The sequence below is a fragment of the Paeniglutamicibacter psychrophenolicus genome, from assembly GCF_030812255.1.
Taxonomy (GTDB): Bacteria; Actinomycetota; Actinomycetes; order Actinomycetales; family Micrococcaceae; genus Paeniglutamicibacter; species Paeniglutamicibacter psychrophenolicus_A.
On the sequence record NZ_JAUSSH010000005.1, the window covers coordinates 154,757 to 173,689 of the forward strand.

Consider the following 18,933-nt stretch of genomic DNA (forward strand, 5'->3'; position numbering starts at 1 on the left):
GTCTCAGGATTCCTGCTGCACCTCGGTCAGGAAATCGAAGAGCACCACCGCTTGGTTGTGCACGGTGTCGCGGGCTCCGTAGACCAGCACGACGTCGTCTTCCTTCCGGGCGATCTCCAGCAGCCGCTCGGCACCCTCGGCGGCGGATCCCACCTCCAGCTCCTGGCGGTAGTGGTCGCTGAACTCGGTGAACCGCTCGGCCTTGTGGCGGAAGGCCACGCGCAGCTGGGGCGAGGGGGCCACGTCCTTGGCCCAGTCGTCGATCGCCGCTCGTTCCTTGCTCAGTCCCCGCGGCCAGAGCCGGTCCACCAGGACCCGGTAGCCGCCGTCGGCAGGTTCGTACGCACGCAACAATCGAAAACTTCCCATGCCTCAATTTTAGGCCTGTTTAGGCACTTCTTCCAGAGGAACGGCGTCTCTCGGCTTCGGCAGTGGATCCCTGGGTGAAGGCGTATTTTTGGATGGCAACCGCGGCCGCACCGGTGGCCCACTGGTCGAACTCCGGGGACAGGACCGCAATGCGCACCTCTGAGGCCTCGGGGTCCCGGTCCGCGGCCAACGCGGCGCGCACGGACTGCTCGTACCTGTTGAACAGCTCGATGCCTTCCCCACCCAGCACCACCACATTTACCATGGTCAGGTTCGCGGCGGCGGCAAGGAAACGCCCCAGTGCCAGCGCGGCGGCCTGAAGTACCGACTGGGCCACCTTGTTGCCCGCAGCGGCAAGCTCGAAGGCCTCCCCGTAGCCGACCTCGCGAAGCAGTGCAGTGGAAATCTGCGCACAGATGCTGGGAATCGTGAGCATCGCCGTGGAACAGCCGCGGTGGCCCTCCAGACACAGGGGTCCGTTCGGGTCGAGGGGGAAATGTCCGCCCAGCCCCAAACCCGTATCCCGGCCGCGCATTACCTGCTGGTGGATGGCCAACCCGTAGCCGACGCCCGCGCCAACGGTGACAACCGCAAAATCCGCTGCCTCGCGGCCCACGCCAAACCACTGCTCGGCGGCAACCAATGCCGTCACGTCGTTTTCGACCAACACCGGCAGCCCGGTGCGCTCTTGCAGCAGTTCGCCTAGCGGGACATTGCGCCAGCCCAGGAATGGGGCCCGTGCGATGACCGTTCCGTTGGAGACCTGGCCACCGATGGAAATGCCCACCCCCGAGAGCGGCCGACCGCCCAGCTCCCGGAGATCCCCAATCAGCCCCACCAAGACCTCAAGCACGTCCGCTACATCCCGGCTCGGCAGCTCGCGCGCGGCGCTGGCCCGGGACTTGGCACGCAGGTCGGTGAGCACCCCCTGTGCCATCTGGCCGGTGATCTTGATGCCGACAAAAAAGCTGGATTCCTGCCGTATATCGAGCAGCCGCACGGGGCGCCCCACGCTTCCGTCCAAGACCAGGTCGCTTTCGCCCACAATTCCCGCATCCAGCAGCGGCTTGCTCAGCCGGGTCAGGCTGGCGGCACTGAGCTTCAGCCGCTGGGAGAGTTCACCGCGTGAACTGGGCCCATGAATCAAAATGGCCCGCGCCACTTCCAGCTCCGGTTCACTGAGCAGCGGCACCTTTGCGGCAGACGGCGCAGGAGTGCCGCAGCGCTTGGAGAATGACTCACCGCTTGTCGTGGCTTCGATTGACATGCGATCAGTTTATTTCATTTCGGTCATAAATATCGACCCAACCCGCCACAGATGAGCAGAAAGGCCAGCCACAAGGTCCCCACCCATTGTGGATGTGGCGCTTGACACACTCATTAGTTTTGGAGTAAAAATATTCAATGACCTCAACAGCCCACCCCATCGCGCCATACCACCAGCTGCACCGCGGCGGTACCTCCGTTCTCATCGATGCAACCACCCCGGGGTTTCCAACGATCATCCATTGGGGCCCGGACACCGGCGAGCTCGATGAGAGCGAAATGCGGGATCTGGCGAGCGCGGCACGCCCGCAGCGCGTTTCTGGAGGGATCGACGAACCTGCCCGATTGGACATATTCCCGCAGGAACGTTTCGGATGGCAGCAGGGCCCGGCGCTCGAAGGACACCGTACCTCCCGTTCGTGGTCCACCGCATTGGCCACCAGCGGCATTCGGTCAGACCAACATTCCCTGACCATCAGTGCCGCCGACCCAGTGGCCGGCCTCGAACTCGTTACCGAGCTTCGGCTCAGTGCCAACGGGGTGTTCTCCCAGCGGCACACCCTAAAGAACTCCGGCCCAGGAGCCTACCTGGTCAACAGGCTCGCGACCGTGTTCCCCCTGCCGCACACCGCAACCACTATCCAGGACAGCACCGGCCGCCATCTCAAGGAACGCAGCGCCCAGCGCCGCCCCCTGACGGTCGGCTCGCATGTGCGCGAATCCCGGCGAGGCCGCCCCGGCGCCGACGCCAGCCTTCTCATGCTCGTTGGAGAGGCGCATTTCGGACACCGCAAGGGTCTGGTCCACGGCGTTCATCTGGCCTGGAGCGGCAACCACAAACTGAGCGCCGAACGGACCATCACTTCAGACAACTTCATCACCGCCGGGGAATTGCTGCTGCCAGGGGAACTGAACCTGGAACCGGGCTCCAGCTACAGCACCCCATGGGCCCTCGGCTCCTGGGGGCATGGAACCGACCAGCTGTCGGCCCGCTTCCACCGAGACCTGCGGGCTCGGCCGCAGCACCCCCGCAAGCCGCGGCCCGTCACCCTCAACACGTGGGAAGCGGTGTACTTCGACCACGACCTGCAGACCCTCAAGGAACTGGCCGACAGGGCCGCCACCGTGGGGGTCGAACGCTTCGTGCTCGACGACGGCTGGTTCAATGGTCGCCGCGACGACACCGCCGGACTCGGCGACTGGTTTGTCGACCCGGGCATCTGGCCGGGGGGCCTGTCCCCGCTTACCGACCATGTGACGGGGCTTGGCATGGAATTTGGCCTGTGGTTCGAGCCCGAAATGGTCAATCCGGACAGCGATCTGGCACGCAGCCATCCCGACTGGATCCTGCAGGATGCCGGCCGCTGGCCGGTGGCCGCGCGCCAGCAGCAGGTCCTCAACCTTTCACATCCCGATTGCTACGCCTACCTCCTGGAACGCATCGACAGCCTGCTCACGCAGTACCCCATCGGCTACATCAAATGGGACCACAACCGCGACCTGCTCGAGGCATCCCACGCGCACAGCGGAACCGCCGCGGTCCGCGAAACCACGCTTGCGCTCTACCGGCTGCTCGCCGAACTCAAAGCCCGGCACCCGGGACTTGAAATCGAAAGCTGCGCATCCGGCGGCGCCCGCGTCGACCTCGGCATCCTCGAACACACCGACCGCATCTGGACCTCCGACTGCATCGATCCGATCGAGCGCCTGGACAACCAGGAAAACACCAACCTGCTGATCCCCTACGAACTCATGGGTGCCCACATCGGCGGGCCCCGCTCCCACTCCACCGGGCGCAGGCACGACCTGGGCTTCATGGCACGCACCGCGATCTTCGGCCATTTTGGTATCGAATGGAACATCGCCCGGATCGACGATTCCCTGGGCACCGAGCTCGCACAGTGGGTGGACTTTCACAAGGAAAACCGCGCACTGTTCCACAGCGGGGACAGCGTCCACGCGGATCATCCCGACACCGCCATCGACATCCGCGGTGTGGTTGCCGCCGATGCCACGCGTGCCGTCTTCGCCTTCACACTGCGCGAGGCCTCGCTCACCTACCCGGCCGGACGTTTCACCCTGCCGGGATTGAACCCCGAGGCCAGGTATCGGGTGCGACTGAGCGAACCGCTGAACGATGCGGTGGGCAATGGCCAGTCCACGCTTTCCTGGACGCAAACCCCGCACGTCCTCAGCGGTGCCACCCTTGGAACGATGGGCCTGCAGTCCCCCGTCCTGTTCCCCGAGCAATCGGTACTGATCATGCTTGACCGGACCGATGGCTAAGGAGCAACCGTGAACACCAAAAAAACCCGCTCGAATACATGGCGACGCGTCGCCGGCGCCTGCCTGACGGTGGCGCTTGGAACCTCCCTGGCTGCCTGCGCCCCGGCAGACGAGGGCCGCGTGACGCTGGACTTCTTCCAGTTCAAACCCGAGGCCGTCACCGAATTCCAGGCCCTGGTCGCCGAATTCGAGACACGGAACCCGGATGTCGACGTGGTCATCAATGCCGTTCCCGACCCGGACACTGCCATCCGCACCCTGCTCGTCAAGGGCAAAACCCCCGACGTGCTCACGCTCAACGGCAACGGGAATTTCGCGGACCTGGCTGCGTCCTGCGTATTTGCGGACCTTTCGGCATTTCCCTCAGCCTCCCGAGTCAAACCCGAGGTCCAGGATATCCTCAACTCCTTGGGAACCTGCCACGGCAGCGAGACCAACGGCCTGCCCTTTGCAAACAACGCCAGCGCGATCCTTTACAACCCCGACATCTTCGCCGAATACAACGTCGAGGTTCCGAGTACCTGGGATGAGCTCATTGCCGCGGCGGAAACCTTCAAGGACAACGGGGTGGCGCCATTCCACCTGACGCTCAAGGATGCATGGACTGTCCTGCCCACCTATGTGAACCTTGCCGGAAATCTCAAACCGGCAGGATTCTTGGAAGACATCCGCTCAGCCTCGTGGAACCCGCAGACCGGGACACACGGTTTCGCAGCAGACGGGACGGAGGCCGCCGAGAAGCTCAAGCAGCTCTTCGGCTACCGCCAGCCCGGTGCCGACAGCGACGGCTACAACGACGGGAACGCCGCCTTCGCCGCGGGAAAATCGGCCATGTACCTTCAGGGCAGCTTCGCGATTCCCGCTATCAGGGCCGCAAACCCCGAGGCAAGGATCGCGTCGTTCCCCTACCCGACCACCAACGACCCGGCCGAAACAACCCTGGTCACGGGCGTCGACGTCACGCTTGCGATGGGACGAGACACCAAGCATCCGAAGGAGGCGGCGGCATTCATCGAGTTCCTGATGAGCAGCGAGGCGATGAAAAAGTACGCCGAGGCGCAATCCGCTCTCGTGCCGCTCAAGGATACCGGGCCCACAACGGATCCAGCCCTGGCCGGAGTCCAGGACATTTTCGAGGAGGGCAGGGTGATCGGCTACTTCGACCACCAGATCCCCACCAGCATTCCGTTCACTGCAATGTTGCAGCAGTTCATGCTTGACGGCGACACCGCTGCGTTCCTCGACCGGGCAGACCGCGAATTTGCGAAGGCCGCCGCCCGCACCTCAACGAAGAAAGGGGAATGACCATGGGCGCACCACGCCTCGCCACGGGCCCCAGCAAGAACAAGCTGCGCAGTGAAACCGTGAATCGAACGTTCTACTGGATGGTGATCCCTGCCCTCCTGCTCTTCGTCGTGCTTCACACCATTCCGGCGCTGACCGGAATCTTCTACAGCTTCACCAACTACGCGGGATACGGCGAATGGGATTTTGTCGGCATCGGGAACTACGTGAATCTATTCAGGGACGACAGGATACTTTCCTCATACGGGTTCACCTTCCTCTTCGCGACCACCACCACGATCGTGGTGAACGTCGGCGCACTGTTCATTGCCCTGCTGCTGAATGCGAAAATCAAATTCCAGACGGCGTTCCGCGGAATCTTCTTCATCCCCAACGTGCTTTCGGTACTGATCGTCGGATACGTCTTCAATTACCTGCTCTCCAACAACCTTCCGCTCGTTGGACAGGCGTTGGGCATCGAGTGGCTTTCCTCTTCAGTTCTCACCAACCCCGATCTTGCGTGGTTGGGCATCGTCGGGGTGACGGCCTGGCAGTCGATCGCCTTCAGTGTGATCATCTACCTGGCGGGACTGCAAACGGTTCCGGCGGAACTCTACGAAGCCGCAAGCATCGATGGGGCGACCCACTGGCGGAAATTCACCTCCATTACATTTCCCATGATTTCCGCGTTCTTCACGATCAACATGGTGCTCGCACTCAAGGGACTGCTGCAGGCCTTCGACCAGATCGTTGCACTGACAGGCGGCGGACCAGGCACCAGCACGGAATCGGTGGCCATGGTCATCTACCGGGGCGGATTCCAGGGCGGGGAATACGGCTACCAAATGGCCAACTCCGTTGTTTACCTGATCGTCATCGTGGTCCTTTCGCTGCTGCAGATGCGGACCCTACAACGCAAGGAAGCCGATTTCTCGTGAGTACACTAGCCATGTCCAAGCATTCCGTGAGCGGCGAACCGGTTTCCAGCTCAACGTCACCGCACGGTCCGGTGAAGAAGCGAAGAATTTCCAATGTCAATGTTCCTGTCACCGTTCTGGTGGCCGTGCTCTCGCTGACAGTCCTCATACCGTTGTACTTCACCGTGGTAACCGCATTGAAGTCTCCGGACCAGCTCGGCGGAACCGGATTCGAGCTGCCCACCAGCATCCACCCGGAGAACTTCTCCAAGGCCTGGGAGCTCACCAATTTCCCCAACGCGCTGCTGACCTCGGGAATCGTCACGGCTGCGGCCGTGGTCCTGACGATCATCACCAATTCCATGGTTGCGTACTCCGTCGCCCGCAACATGCACCGGCCGTTCTTCAAGGCCCTGTACTACTTCTTTATCGCCGCACTCTTTGTTCCGTTCCCAATCATCATGCTGCCGGTGACCAAGGAAACCGCACTGCTGGGCCTCGACAATCCGGTCGGCTTGTTCCTCCTATATACCGTGTACGGGCTCAGCTTCAACGTCTTCGTCTACACGGCGTTCATCAAGTCGATCCCGTCGGAACTCGAGGAGGCGGCAATCATGGACGGTGCCAGCCACTGGACGACCTTTTGGAAAGTCATCTTCCCGCTGTTGACCCCCATGAATGCGACCGTCGGAATCCTGACCTGCCTCTGGGCCTGGAACGACTTCCTGTTGCCCTTGGTGATCCTTTCCGATCCCGCCACCCGCACCCTCCCCCTGGTCCAGTACATTTTCCAGAGTCAATTCAATACCGACTATTCCACCGCTTTCGCCTCATACCTGATGGCGATGGCACCGCTACTCCTGGTCTACCTATTTGCACAACGCTGGGTTATTTCCGGTGTCATGAGAGGATCCATCAAATAATGAACGAGCACGTTGCAACCGCCGCACTAGACGCCGATTGGTGGCGCCAGGCCGCCGTCTACCAGATCTATCCGCGCAGCTTCGCCGACGCCACGGGTGACGGCCTGGGCGACCTGCCCGGGGTCACCTCGCGCATGGGCTACCTCGCGGGTCTGGGCATCGACGCGATCTGGCTCTCCCCGTTCTACCCCTCGGCCCTGGCCGACGGCGGGTACGACGTGGACGACTACCGCAACGTGGACCCGCGGCTGGGAACGCTGGAAGACTTCGACGCCATGGTCGCGGCCGCCCATGCGGCGAACATCAAGGTCATCGTCGACGTGGTGCCCAACCACTCCTCCAACCGCCATGAGTGGTTCACCGCTGCCCTGGCCGCGGCACCCGGATCCCCCGAGCGGGCCCGCTACCACTTCCGCGATGGGCTGGGAGAGAACGGCGAGCTCCCTCCCTCGGACTGGCCTTCGCACTTCGGCGGACCGGCCTGGACCCGGGTCACCGGGACCGCCGGAGAAAACGCCGGGGCGCCGGGGCAGTGGTATCTGCACCTTTTTGCCTCCGAACAGCCGGATCTGAACTGGGACAACCCGGAGGTGCGCGAGGACTTCCACACCACGCTGCGCTTCTGGGCGGACCGCGGCGTGGATGGCTTCCGCGTCGACGTGGCACACGCGTTGGTCAAGGACATGGCAGATCCGCTGCGCTCCAAGCCCTCGCTGGAGATCTTGGTCGATGACGGCAGCGACGTGCTCTTTGACCGCGACGAGGTCCACGAGATCTATGCGGGCTGGCGCTCGGTGCTCAACGAATACGACCCGCCGCGCATTGCCGTGGCCGAGGCCTGGGTTCCCTTCACCAACCGGCGCCTGCGCTATGCCCGGCCCACGGGACTTGGGCAGGCCTTCAACTTCGATTTGCTGCAGGCCCCCTTTGCCGCCACGGAGTTCCGCGAAATCGTGGCCCGGTGCCTCGAGGAAGCCGAGGCCTCCGGTGCCTCGTCCACCTGGGTGTTCTCCAACCACGACGTGGTGCGCCATGCATCGCGCTATTCCCTGCCCGACGGGACCGACGCGGCGGCCCAGGATGCGTGGCTGCTTTCCGGCGGCAGGGAACCTGCCGGCGATCCGGAACGCGGGCTGCGCCGGGCCCGGGCGGCGACGCTGTTCATGTTGGGCCTGCCCGGCTCCGCCTACCTATACCAGGGCGAGGAACTTGGGCTCTTCGAGGCCGCCGACCTGCCGCTGGATGCGCTGCAGGATCCTACGTGGTTCCGCACCGGGAAAAAGCTCAAGGGGCGCGACGGCTGCCGGGTCCCGTTGCCCTGGAATGCGCAGGAGCAGCACCTCGGTTTCGGCGGTTCGCCGTGGCTGCCCCAGCCAGGGTGGTTCGCCGATCATGCCGTCAACGTCCAGGACGGGGTGAAGGATTCCACACTGGAGTTCTACCGCAGCGCCCTGGCGTGGCGCCGCACCCTGCAGACGGCCGAGTCCCTTCACTGGGTTTCGGCGCCCGATGCCAGGCTCGCGCACTATCGCCGGCCAAACGGCTGGGAGGTGCTGACCAATTTTGGCCTCTCCCCGGCGGCCTTGCCCGAAGGGCTCGAGGCGGAAAGGATCGTCGTTGCCAGCGGGGCGCTGCCCGTGGCACCCTCGCTGGTCCCGGGGGAAACCACCCTCTGGCTCGCGCCGTAACCCGAGTCGACCGACTCCGCCCTGTCCCGCCTGGAACACCCGGGGGCGCACAATGCATCGTTGCGTGCGCCCCGCCGGTGGGCCTGTGGCGGGCATCAACATGGCACGACTGGGGGTAATGCCCGCAATCATGGGAGAATGGGCAGCATGGCTGAAGACACCTTGGGCACAGACACGCCCGTCATCGTTTCCGTTCCCGACAAGCCCGTTCTTGAGGGCCTGGAGGAACGCCTTGGCGCCCGCTGGCGCGAACAAGGCACCTACAAATTCAACGCAGAGACCACGCGCGAGCAGGTCTACTCGATCGACACTCCCCCGCCGACGGCCTCGGGCTCGCTGCACGTGGGACACATGTTCTCCTACACGCAGACCGACGTGCTGGCCCGCTACCAGCGCATGCGCGGCAAGAACGTGTTCTACCCGATGGGCTGGGACGACAACGGCCTGCCCACCGAGCGCCGCGTGCAGAACTACTACGGCGTGCGCTGCGACCCGACCCACTCCTACATCGAGGGCTACCGTCCCCCGGCGACCCCGGCGAAGAACCAGCGCGACTGGGACGTCGTGAGCCGCAAGAACTTCATCGAGCTCTGTGAGGAACTCGCGGTCGAGGACGAGAAGGTCTTCGAGCACCTCTTCTCCACCCTGGGCCTGTCCGTCGACTGGGATTTGACCTACCGCACCATCGACGACGTGTCCCGTGCCGTCTCGCAGCGCGGCTTCCTGGCCAACCTGAACGCCGGCGATGCGTACATGGCAGAGGCCCCCACCCTGTGGGACGTCACCTTCCGCACCGCCGTGGCCCAGGCCGAGCTCGAGGACCGGGAAATGCCCGGCGCCTACTACCGCTACCCGTTCACCGCGGAGGACGGCACCCAGGTCTTCATCGAGACCACCCGCCCCGAGCTGCTGGCGGCCTGTGCGGGACTGGTCGCGAACCCCGAGGACGAGCGCTACAAGCCGCTCTTCGGCAAGACCGTCACCTCCCCGCTCTTCGACGTGCCCGTCACGGTCTACCCGCACGCCCTGGCCAAGATGGACAAGGGCTCGGGCATCGCGATGGTGTGCACCTTCGGCGATTTGAACGACGTGACCTGGTGGCGCGAACTGCAGCTGCCAACCCGCACCATCATCGGCCGCGACGGCCGCGTCATCGCCGAGACCCCGGAGTGGATCACCACGCGGGCCGGGGCCGAGGCCTACGCCGCGATCGCCGGCAAAACGGTGTTCTCCGCCAAGGAGGGCGTCGTCGAGCTGCTTTCCGCCGCGAACCTGCTGGACGGCGAGCCGAAGAAGATCACCCACCCGGTGAACTTCTTCGAAAAGGGCGACAAGCCCCTGGAGATCATCTCCTCGCGCCAGTGGTACATCCGCAACGGCGGGCGCGACGAAGAGCGCCGCACGCGCCTGATCGAGCGCGGCAAGCAGATCGAGTTCCACCCCGCGTTCATGCGCTCGCGCTACGAGAACTGGATCTCGGGGCTGAACGGCGACTGGCTGGTCTCCCGCCAGCGCTTCTTCGGCGTCCCGGTTCCCGTCTGGTACCCGCTGGATGCCTCCGGCGAGCCCGACTACGAGCACCCGATCCTGCCCTCCGATGGGATGCTGCCGGTCGACCCGGCCGCGGACACCGCCCCGGGCTACGAGGAATCGGCGCGCAACACCCCCGGCGGCTTTATCGGGGATGCCGACGTGCTCGATACCTGGGCCACCAGCTCGATGACCCCGCAGATCGTGGGCCGCTGGAGCCGCGATACGGACTTCTTCGCCAAGGTCTTCCCGTTCGACCTGCGCCCGCAGGGCCACGACATCATCCGCACCTGGCTCTTCTCCTCCGCCGTGCGCGCCGATGCGCTGCACGACGTCGCCCCGTGGAAGCACGCGGCGATCTCCGGCTGGATCCTTGACCCGGACCGCAAGAAGATGTCCAAGTCCAAGGGCAACGTCGTGGTTCCCACCGACGTGCTCAACGACTACGGCTCCGACGCCGTGCGCTACTGGGCCGCCAGCGCCAAGCTTGGCGCGGACACCGCGTACGAGATCAACCAGATGAAGATCGGCCGCCGCCTGGCGATCAAGATCCTCAACGCCTCGAAGTTCGTGCTGAACCTCGGAGCCACCGAGGCCAACGTCATTTCCGGCGACGCCTCGGTGGTCACCAACGGCCTGGACAAGTCCGTGCTGGCGCGCCTGTCCCAGGTCATCGACGACGCCACCCGCGCCTTCGACGCCTATGACTACGCCCGTGCGCTGGACATCACCGAGTCGTTCTTCTGGTCGTTCACCGACGACTACGTTGAGCTGATCAAGGACCGCGCCTACGGTGCCCGCGGCGAGGCCGAGCAGGCCTCGGTGCTGACCACCCTGGCCACCACGCTGGATGCGGTGCTGCGCCTGTTCGCCCCGTTCCTGCCCTTCGCCACCGAAGAGGTCTGGGGCTGGTGGCGGGCCGGTTCGGTGCACACCGCGCAGTGGCCCGGCTCTTCCCACCTGGCCGGTGCCATCGAGGGCGCCAACACCGCGGTGCTCCCGGTCGTCGGCGAGGCGCTGTCGGGCATCCGCAAGGCCAAGTCCGAGGCCAAGGTCAAGCAGCGCACCGAGGTGCTCTCCGGGGTGATCTCCGCGCCGGAGGCCACCCTGGAGCTGTTGCGGGCCGGGCTGGGCGACCTGCTCGCCGCCGGCAACGCGCACGACGTGTCGCTGGTGGCCGCCGAGGGCGACCTGATCGTCAGCGACGTGGTGCTGGCCCCGGCCGAGGACACCGTCCAGGCCTAACAAGCGTCCGTTGCCGCGACGGGCAACACACAACGAGGGCGCCGTTCAACTCCCCGCGGGGAGTGGAACGGCGCCCTCGTCGTATCATCCGTCGAAGCAGCGCTTCCCCTGCGTTCGGTCACGCCACCTGGTGGCGGACAGAGGGGAAGCCCCTTCGGCTGACAAAACTATTGTCGGAGGGGCTTCGACTCGGTGTTGGTTCTCGTACAGCGTTGACTTTGAGAACCGGACAAAATCCTCGTTGCGCGGGTCTTGCTGCATCGCTGTTACAGCCGGGCTAGAAGAGATTCCAATAGTCCGTCACCACGAATTCGGTTTTTGTTCGGCATCATTCCGGTAGTGATGCGTATCTCTTTTATACGCGCCGGCCCCGAAACGGGCAAGGGGCCCGGGAAAACTCTGTGGTTTTCCCCGGCCCCTTGGGTTGAACGTTGGCGCTTTAGGCCATTGACACGTTTTTGCCGCCGGCCGCTTCGAGGTCAAACTGCGGGCTTTCGGTCCGGGACCGTTTGATCTCGAAGAAGTACGGGAACGAGGCCAAGGTGACCGCGGCGTCAAAGAGCTTGCCGGCCTCCTCGCCCACGGGGATCCGGGTGATGACCGGCCCGAAGAATGCGGTGCCGTTCAGTGCGATGACGGGGGTGCCGACGTCCTGGCCCACGCGGGAAATCCCGTCGTTGTGGCTGGCCTTGAGCGCCTCGTCGAACTCGGTGCCGGTGGCCGCAACGGCCAGTTCCGGCTCGAGGCCGGCCGTGGCCAGGGCGCGGGAAATGACCTCGCTGTAGTCTTCGACCTTTTCATAGTGCAGCAGCTCGCCCATGGCGGTGTAGAGATCGCCTAGCACCGCATCGCCGTGCTTCTGCGCGGCGGCGATCAGCACGCGCACCGGTCCCCAGCCCTTGGCCACGAATTCGCGGTAGTGGTCGCTCAGGCCCTCACGGCCGTCGTTAAGCACCGAGAGCGACATGACGTGCCACGCCACCTCGATGTCGCGCACCTTCTCGACCTCGAGTACCCAGCGGGAAGTCGCCCAGGCAAAGGGGCAGGTCGGATCGAACCAAAAATCAACGTGCGTCTTCTCGGACAACGTACTTCTCCTTCAGTTGGATAACAGGGCAATCGGGACGCCGCGCATCACGGTGGCGTCCAACTGCATTGCTAGGCGGACTTCTTGCCGCGTTTGTCGGCGACCTGCGCGGAGATCAAGGTGGGTTCGGCCCCGTTGAGCACCACGTCGGCGGTGATGACGACCTCGGCAACATCGTCACGGCTCGGCATCTCGAACATGGTGGAGCTCAGGGTTTCTTCCAGGATGGCGCGCAGCCCGCGGGCCCCGGTGTCCCGGGCAAGTGCGAGGTCGGCAATGGCCTCCAGCGCTCCCAGCTCGAAGGACAATTCCACCCCGTCCATGCGGAACATCTTCTGGTACTGCTTGATCAACGCGTTCTTCGGCTCGGACAGGATCTTGATCAGCGCCTCGCGGTCAAGCTTTTCCACGGTGCTGATCACCGGCAGGCGGCCGATGAACTCGGGAATGAGCCCGAACTTCAGCAGGTCCTCGGGACGCACATCTGAGTAGGAGGCCTCCTCGGACTTCAGCGCCGAGAGCGGGGCGCCGAATCCGATGCCCTTGCGTCCGGCGCGGGAGGAAATGATTTCCTCGAGCCCGGCGAAGGCGCCGGCGACGATGAACAGCACATTGGTGGTGTCCAGCTGGATGAATTCCTGGTGCGGGTGCTTGCGTCCGCCCTGCGGCGGCACCGCGGCGACCGTGCCCTCAAGGATTTTCAGCAGCGCCTGCTGCACGCCCTCGCCCGAGACATCCCGGGTGATCGAGGGGTTCTCGCTCTTGCGGGAGATCTTGTCGATCTCGTCGATGTAGATGATGCCCTGTTCGGCCTTCTTGACGTCGTAGTCGGCGGCCTGGATGAGCTTGAGCAGGATGTTCTCGACGTCCTCGCCCACGTAGCCGGCCTCGGTGAGCGCGGTGGCATCGGCGACGGCGAAGGGGACGTTCAGGCGGCGGGCCAGCGTCTGGGCCAGGTAGGTCTTGCCGCAGCCGGTGGGGCCGATCAGCAGGATGTTGGACTTGGCCACCTCGACCTCGTCCAGGGAGTTGGCGTCGGAGAGCGTGGAGACGGACTTGGCCGCGGCCCCGCCCTGGATGCGCTTGTAGTGGTTGTAGACCGCAACCGCGAGCGAGCGCTTGGCGCCCTCCTGCCCGATGACGTATTCCTGCAGCGAGTCGAAGATTTCCTTCGGCTTGGGCAGTTCGAAGGCAACGCCCTCTTCGACCTCGGCGAGTTCTTCCTCGATGATCTCGTTGCAGAGCTCGATGCATTCGGTGCAGATGTAGACGCCGTGGCCGGCGATCAGTTTGCGAACCTGCTTCTGGCTCTTGCCGCAGAAGGAACACTTGAGCAGATCAGACCCTTCACCCATGCGTGCCATCGTCTTGGTCCCCTATCTGGTACCGGTAAGACCGGCCCGAGAGACCGGAAGTGCTTAACTGTCTTAACTCTATGACAGAGCGCCGTCAGAATGGACGAACGGGCGGCCCTTGGTGCGCATATTTCGCGCCGCGACGCGGGCCGCCCGTTCGTCAGGTCCCGTGTTTAGCGGGTGATGGTGCTCTGGGGCTTGATCTTGCGCGGGGACAGGACCTCGTCGATCAGGCCGTATTCCTTGGCCTCGGCCGCGGTCATGTACAGGTCGCGCTCGATGTCGTTGCCGACCTCTTCCGCGGTCTTGTTGCTGTGCCCGGCAAGGGTGTTTTCCAGCCAGGAGCGCATGCGCATGACCTCTTCGGCCTGGATCTGCAGGTCCGAGGCGGTGCCGCGTTCGCCGCCGCCCATGGCCGGCTGGTGGATCAGCACGCGGGCGTTGGGCAGCGCCAGGCGCTTGCCCGGGGTTCCGCCGGCAAGCAGCACCGCAGCGGCGCTGGCTGCCTGGCCCAGGCACACGGTCTGGACCTCGGGGCGAATGAACTGCATGGTGTCGTAGATCGCGGTCATCGCGGTGAAGGAACCACCGGGCGAGTTGATGTACAAGGTGATGTCGCGTTCCGGGTCCATGGACTCGAGGACCAGCAGCTGCGCCATGACGTCGTCGGCCGATGCATCGTCCACCTGTGTGCCAAGGAAGATGATGCGGTCTTCGAAGAGCTTCGCGTACGGGTCCTGGCGCTTGAACCCGTACGGGGTGCGCTCTTCGAACTGCGGAAGGATGTAGCGTGCCGAGGGCGTTTCGCCGGAGGTGGCATGCGGGGTGAAATTCATCGTTTCTCCTGGGAAATCAGTTAGGTCTGCCGGGTTCCGTCGCGTTACTTTGCGACCCCGCCGCCACCGGAGACGATGCCGGAGGACTGGGCGATGTGGTCAAAGAAGCCGTACTCGAGGCCTTCAGCGGCGGTGAACCACTTGTCGCGCTCGTTGTCCTTGAGGATGGTCTCAACGGTCTGGCCGGTCTGCTGTGCGGTCAGCTCGCTCATGACCTTCTTCATGTGAAGGATCAGTTCGGCCTGGATGCGGATGTCCGAGGCGGTGCCGCCGATGCCGCCGGAAGGCTGGTGCATCAGGATGCGTGCGTTCGGGGTTGCGTAGCGCTTGCCCGGGGTGCCGGAGGACAGCAGGAACTGGCCCATGGACGCGGCCAGGCCGGTGGCGACGGTGACGACATCGTTGGGGATGTACTGCATGGTGTCGTAGATGGCCATGCCGGCGGTGATCGATCCACCCGGGGAGTTGATGTACAGCCAGATGTCCTTGTCCGCGTCTTCGGCGGAGAGCAGGAGCAGCTGGGAGCAGATGGCGTTTGCGTTCGCGTCGCTCACCTCGGTGCCGAGCCAGATGATGCGCTCCTTGAGGAGCCGGTTGTAGATGTAGTCCTCACGCTGGGCCGGATCTACCGAAGCCATTGTGGGAGTGCGGGAGTCACTGGACATGTTCTGATACCTCTCCGTGATGCCGTGGCCCGATGTTCTGTCCGTCGGGCCATTGGCTCTTTACTTCCTTGAACATTACTGCCTTGGCCAGTGACTTTGGCAGTGCAGGGGCAACTGTTCGCTGTCGGCGCATGGTCGCCGCCGCGGGCATCGCCGTCGGCTTAAAAGAGGGGTTAAAACACGCGTGGAGCCACCCTCGAGGGGTGGCTCCACGCGTGGAAGTCAATGCCGCACGAGGCGGCGCCGGACTACTTTGCCGATGCTGCCGAAGCCGACGAGGCCGAGGAAGCGGACGATGCGGAGGAGGCCGACGATGCGGATTCGCCCTCTTCTTCACCCTCGGCGCTGACGAACGAGGACAGGTCGACGACGTTGCCGTTGGTGTCGGTGACGACAGCCAGTTCCAGGACCTTGGCAAGTGCCTTGCGCCGGCGGACTTCGCCAACCAGCATCGGGACCTGGCCGGCACCGTCGAGCATCTGCGCGAACTGGTTCGGGTCCATGCCGTACTGGCCGGCGGTCTGGACGATGTAGTCGATCAGTTCGGACTGGGCAACGCCAATCTTCTCTGCTTCGGCCACGGCGTCGAGCACGATCTCGTTCTTGAAGGCCTTGGCGGTGTTCTCGCTGACCTCTGCACGGTGCTCTTCGGTGTCGTGCTCTTCACCTTCGGTGTGCGAGCCCTGCTCGAAGTGCTGCTCGACCTGCTCGGTGATGACGGATTCCGGAACCGGAACCTCGACGAGCTCCATGAGCTTGTCCAGGACCAGGTCGCGGGCGGCAACGCCCTGCTCCATGACCTTGGACTCGGCTGCGTCCTTCGCGAGGGATTCGCGCAGCTCGTCCATGGTGTCGAATTCGGAAGCCAGCTGGGCAAAGTCGTCGTTGGCCTCGGGAAGCTCGCGCTCCTTGACGGCGGTGACGGTGACCTTGACCTGTGCGGCGGCACCTGCGTGCTCGCCACCGGCCAGCTTGGTCTCAAAGGTGGCGTCCTCGCCTGCGGACAGGCCGGTGACCGCCTCGTCCATGCCCTCGAGCATGGTGCCGGTGCCAACCTGGTAGGACAGGCCGGTGGCCGAGTCAACCTCTTCGCCGTCGACCGAAGCGGTCAGGTCAAGGGTGATGAAATCCTGGTCGGCGGCCGGGCGCTCGACGGCCTTGAGCGTGCCGAAGCGGCCGCGCAGGTCGTCCAGTGCCTTCTCGATGTCGGCATCGCCGGCTTCGGTGGCGTCAACGGTGACTTCCAGGCCCTTGTACTCCGGCAGTTCGATGCTCGGGCGGATGTCGATCTCTACCTGGAAGGCCAGCTGGCCTTCGCCTTCGGTCTCGGCCGACGGGGTCTCGGTGATTTCCACCTCGGGGCGCGAGAGCGGAACGATGTCGTTCTCGGTCACGGCGGACTGGTAGTAGGTGTTCATGCCTTCGTTGATGGCAGTCTCCAGGACGTAGCCACGGCCGACGCGCTGATCAATCAAGCGGGACGGGACCTTGCCGGCGCGGAAGCCGGGAACCTGGATCTGCTTGGCGATGGTCTTGTAGGCCTCAGCAATGCGCGGCTTCAGTTCCTCGTAAGGAACTTCAACAGTGAGCTTGACCCGGGTGGGGGTGAGGGTTTCGACGGCGCTCTTCACAGCGGTGTACTCCTGGTGTGTTGTTTGGTCTGACTGGACTTCAACCCCGTAACGGAATCCGCTACGGGGTTGAATACAGAGTCGGGGTGACAGGATTCGAACCTGCGACCTCACGCTCCCAAAGCGCGCGCTCTAGCCAAGCTGAGCTACACCCCGATTAGTGCAGAAACAGTCTATGCGGAATAAACAAGTTTCTACTAATCGGCCCGTCAACCAGAAGTTTGGAATTCGTCGACGGCGCGGAATAACCATACAAGCATTCGCGGGAAAACAAAATTCACGCTCAAGGGAGGAGGAATGCCGCGTGTTTTCACGGAATTCGGCGGTTCATTTAGCCCACTGCGCCGACACTTTTGCCCCCCAACGCGGACGATTCCCCCAGAAAGGGACGTGCGTCACATGGCGAATCGTCGAAAGGAAAACGGGGAATGCCATTGCTTGGACAAAAGAAAAGAGCGACCTGATTCCTTGGAATCAAATCACTCTTCTTTGGAGGGGATGACGGGAATCGAACCCGCGTAATCAGTTTGGAAGACTGAGGCTTTACCATTAAGCTACATCCCCGCATTTGCTACACCTTGTCGGTGGCAACGGATAAAACCTTAGCACCCCAAATCAGCACCGTGCAAATCCATGCCTCCAAACGACTCGATCCTTGTCATCACGGAAGTTGCCAAACCCCGCGCGCGTGTGGATCACGCCAAGGCAGGTGCCATTTGCTGCGGCGCTTGCACCCCGCAACCCCGCGGAATTTGGCCTGCCGCCTGGCATCGCTGGGCAATGCGGAACCGGGCCTCTGGATGGGTGGCCGTCGGGATCCGGCGCACGGCGGTCCCGTCGGGCCGAGCGGTCCGTTTCCGGCGGACGGGTGCGGCTAGGTTCCGCCGGGGCGGGCACCTGCCCGCCGCTGGCAGCCGGGGCACCAGTAGAGCTTGCGTCCGGCGACCTCGCTCAGGGAGATCGCGGAGGTGCACAAGCGGCAGGTGCGGCCCTGGCGCTGGTAGGTGTAGTAGGCGTTTTGGGGCCAGACCGGGCCCGGTCCGCGGTGCTCGGGTCGGGTGGTGATGATCTTCCCGTCGCGCACCCCGTCGGCCATGATGGAGACGATGTCGTCCCACAACACACCGGCCTTGCGCGCCGAAATGTCGCAGCTGGGCGTGAACGGGTCAAGGCGCGTGCGAAAGAGGGTTTCTGCGCGGTAGATGTTGCCAACCCCTGCCAAGACCGCTTGGTCCATCAGCGCGGTGCCCACGGGCGTCTTCTTGCCGGCCAGGCGCGAGACGAATTCCTTGCGCGCAGCGCGTGCGGCCCGCTGGTGTTCGAGGGCGGTGCCGCGCCCCTTGGCCAGTTCGAATTCCCCGGCCGCGGCCGTCAGCGGGTCCGGGCCGAGCTTGGCACGCACGCTGCCCGCCTCCTGGGGCGTGAGCACCTCGCAGGCACTGGGTCCGCGCAGGTCGGCCCACCCGTGGGCGGAGACCAGCCGGGCGCGGACCTGGCCCACGGGTTCGGGAGGGCCCTGGTAGGGGCCGGCATCCGCGTCGGGCCCCTGCTCGGTCTCCCCCACCTTGCGCGGCGCGCCGATGGAGGAGGCCCCGGTGAAGTGCTCGTCTCCCCCGAAGCTCCAGGCCCCGTAGAGCCCCAGGTGCACGCGCAGCACCAGGTCGTTCTCGAATCCCAGGAACAGCTGCTTGCCGTGGGCGTGCGAGGTGGCAAGCCTGGCCCCGTCGATCAGCCGGGCCGCGGGCGCGAAGCGGCCCTGCGGGGAGGATACGGCCAAAACCTGCCCGCCAAAGACGTCGTCGAATTGGCGGGCAAGGCGGTGTACGGAGTGGCCTTCGGGCATGGTGCTGG

The 18,933-nt window shown here is 64.3% G+C and carries 14 protein-coding genes and 2 tRNA genes; 6 read left to right on the forward strand and 10 right to left on the reverse strand.

All coding sequences use genetic code 11. The features are described 5' to 3' along the window. Positions 1–3: 3 nt before the first annotated feature. Together J2T21_RS09410 and J2T21_RS09415 are read right to left on the reverse strand one after the other, a co-directional pair. A complete protein-coding gene (locus J2T21_RS09410) occupies positions 4–369 on the reverse strand; it encodes a DUF488 domain-containing protein (RefSeq protein WP_071216428.1) in 366 nt (121 codons plus the stop codon). 19 nt (positions 370–388) lie between these two features. Next, positions 389–1,636 carry an ROK family transcriptional regulator gene (locus J2T21_RS09415; RefSeq protein ID WP_307580751.1) on the reverse strand — a complete coding sequence of 416 codons (1,248 nt, stop codon included), beginning with the start codon at positions 1,634–1,636 and terminating at the stop codon, positions 389–391. Positions 1,637–1,773: 137 nt separating this feature from the next. Here J2T21_RS09415 and J2T21_RS09420 point away from each other — a divergent pair, with 137 nt between their 5' ends. From J2T21_RS09420 to valS, 6 genes are all read left to right on the forward strand, one after another. Beyond that, positions 1,774–3,921, forward strand: a complete 2,148-nt coding sequence (locus J2T21_RS09420) for an alpha-galactosidase (protein ID WP_307580753.1) — start codon at positions 1,774–1,776, stop codon at positions 3,919–3,921. Positions 3,922–3,930: 9 nt separating this feature from the next. After that, the gene (locus J2T21_RS09425) at positions 3,931–5,226 is read left to right on the forward strand and encodes an ABC transporter substrate-binding protein (protein ID WP_307580757.1); all 1,296 of its coding nucleotides are present in this window, start codon (positions 3,931–3,933) and stop codon (positions 5,224–5,226) included. A gap of 2 nt (positions 5,227–5,228) precedes the next feature. Beyond that, entirely contained in the window at positions 5,229–6,143 is a 915-nt protein-coding gene (locus J2T21_RS09430; RefSeq protein ID WP_307580759.1) for a carbohydrate ABC transporter permease, read from the forward strand. Further along, complete coding sequence (locus J2T21_RS09435; RefSeq protein WP_307580760.1) at positions 6,140–7,045, forward strand: carbohydrate ABC transporter permease; 906 nt, start codon at positions 6,140–6,142, stop codon at positions 7,043–7,045. Before J2T21_RS09430 ends, J2T21_RS09435 begins: the two co-directional genes overlap by 4 nt. Next, on the forward strand, positions 7,045–8,733 hold the full coding sequence (locus J2T21_RS09440; protein ID WP_307580762.1) for a glycoside hydrolase family 13 protein: 1,689 nt from the start codon (positions 7,045–7,047) through the stop codon (positions 8,731–8,733). Before J2T21_RS09435 ends, J2T21_RS09440 begins: the two co-directional genes overlap by 1 nt. A 147-nt stretch (positions 8,734–8,880) precedes the next feature. Beyond that, entirely contained in the window at positions 8,881–11,508 is a 2,628-nt protein-coding gene (gene valS / locus J2T21_RS09445; protein WP_307580764.1) for a valine--tRNA ligase, read from the forward strand. A 439-nt stretch (positions 11,509–11,947) separates the two neighbouring features. On the opposite strand, the gene J2T21_RS09450 is transcribed toward valS, so the two are convergent. The 8 genes from J2T21_RS09450 to J2T21_RS09485 form a co-directional block, all read right to left on the reverse strand. Continuing rightward, positions 11,948–12,595, reverse strand: coding sequence for a mycothiol-dependent nitroreductase Rv2466c family protein (locus tag J2T21_RS09450; protein ID WP_307580766.1), 648 nt, complete (start codon positions 12,593–12,595; stop codon positions 11,948–11,950). A gap of 71 nt (positions 12,596–12,666) precedes the next feature. Beyond that, complete coding sequence (clpX, locus tag J2T21_RS09455; RefSeq protein ID WP_071216422.1) at positions 12,667–13,959, reverse strand: ATP-dependent Clp protease ATP-binding subunit ClpX; 1,293 nt, start codon at positions 13,957–13,959, stop codon at positions 12,667–12,669. 164 nt (positions 13,960–14,123) lie between these two features. Continuing rightward, complete coding sequence (locus J2T21_RS09460; RefSeq protein ID WP_307580769.1) at positions 14,124–14,786, reverse strand: ATP-dependent Clp protease proteolytic subunit; 663 nt, start codon at positions 14,784–14,786, stop codon at positions 14,124–14,126. 44 nt (positions 14,787–14,830) lie between these two features. After that, entirely contained in the window at positions 14,831–15,424 is a 594-nt protein-coding gene (locus J2T21_RS09465; RefSeq protein WP_307580770.1) for an ATP-dependent Clp protease proteolytic subunit, read from the reverse strand. Between the two features lie 275 nt (positions 15,425–15,699). Beyond that, positions 15,700–17,082, reverse strand: a complete 1,383-nt coding sequence (gene tig, locus J2T21_RS09470) for a trigger factor (RefSeq protein WP_307580772.1) — start codon at positions 17,080–17,082, stop codon at positions 15,700–15,702. Between the two features lie 81 nt (positions 17,083–17,163). Then, positions 17,164–17,238, reverse strand: a tRNA-Pro gene (locus J2T21_RS09475). Positions 17,239–17,572: 334 nt separating this feature from the next. After that, positions 17,573–17,646 (reverse strand) — tRNA-Gly (locus tag J2T21_RS09480). A 310-nt stretch (positions 17,647–17,956) separates the two neighbouring features. Continuing rightward, on the reverse strand, positions 17,957–18,925 hold the full coding sequence (locus tag J2T21_RS09485; protein WP_307580774.1) for an Fpg/Nei family DNA glycosylase: 969 nt from the start codon (positions 18,923–18,925) through the stop codon (positions 17,957–17,959). Positions 18,926–18,933: the final 8 nt, after the last annotated feature.

What these genes read in the sequence shown, in the direction of transcription:
- J2T21_RS09410 (WP_071216428.1), bottom strand. Translation starts at nt 369, where the DNA reads ATGGGAAGTTTTCGATTGTTGCGTGCGTACGAACCTGCCGACGGCGGC.
- J2T21_RS09415 (WP_307580751.1), bottom strand. Translation starts at nt 1,636, where the DNA reads ATGTCAATCGAAGCCACGACAAGCGGTGAGTCATTCTCCAAGCGCTGC.
- J2T21_RS09420 (WP_307580753.1), top strand. Translation starts at nt 1,774, where the DNA reads ATGACCTCAACAGCCCACCCCATCGCGCCATACCACCAGCTGCACCGC.
- J2T21_RS09430 (WP_307580759.1), top strand. Translation starts at nt 5,229, where the DNA reads ATGGGCGCACCACGCCTCGCCACGGGCCCCAGCAAGAACAAGCTGCGC.
- J2T21_RS09440 (WP_307580762.1), top strand. Translation starts at nt 7,045, where the DNA reads ATGAACGAGCACGTTGCAACCGCCGCACTAGACGCCGATTGGTGGCGC.
- valS (WP_307580764.1), top strand. Translation starts at nt 8,881, where the DNA reads ATGGCTGAAGACACCTTGGGCACAGACACGCCCGTCATCGTTTCCGTT.
- clpX (WP_071216422.1), bottom strand. Translation starts at nt 13,959, where the DNA reads ATGGCACGCATGGGTGAAGGGTCTGATCTGCTCAAGTGTTCCTTCTGC.
- J2T21_RS09460 (WP_307580769.1), bottom strand. Translation starts at nt 14,786, where the DNA reads ATGAATTTCACCCCGCATGCCACCTCCGGCGAAACGCCCTCGGCACGC.
- J2T21_RS09465 (WP_307580770.1), bottom strand. Translation starts at nt 15,424, where the DNA reads ATGGCTTCGGTAGATCCGGCCCAGCGTGAGGACTACATCTACAACCGG.
- J2T21_RS09485 (WP_307580774.1), bottom strand. Translation starts at nt 18,925, where the DNA reads ATGCCCGAAGGCCACTCCGTACACCGCCTTGCCCGCCAATTCGACGAC.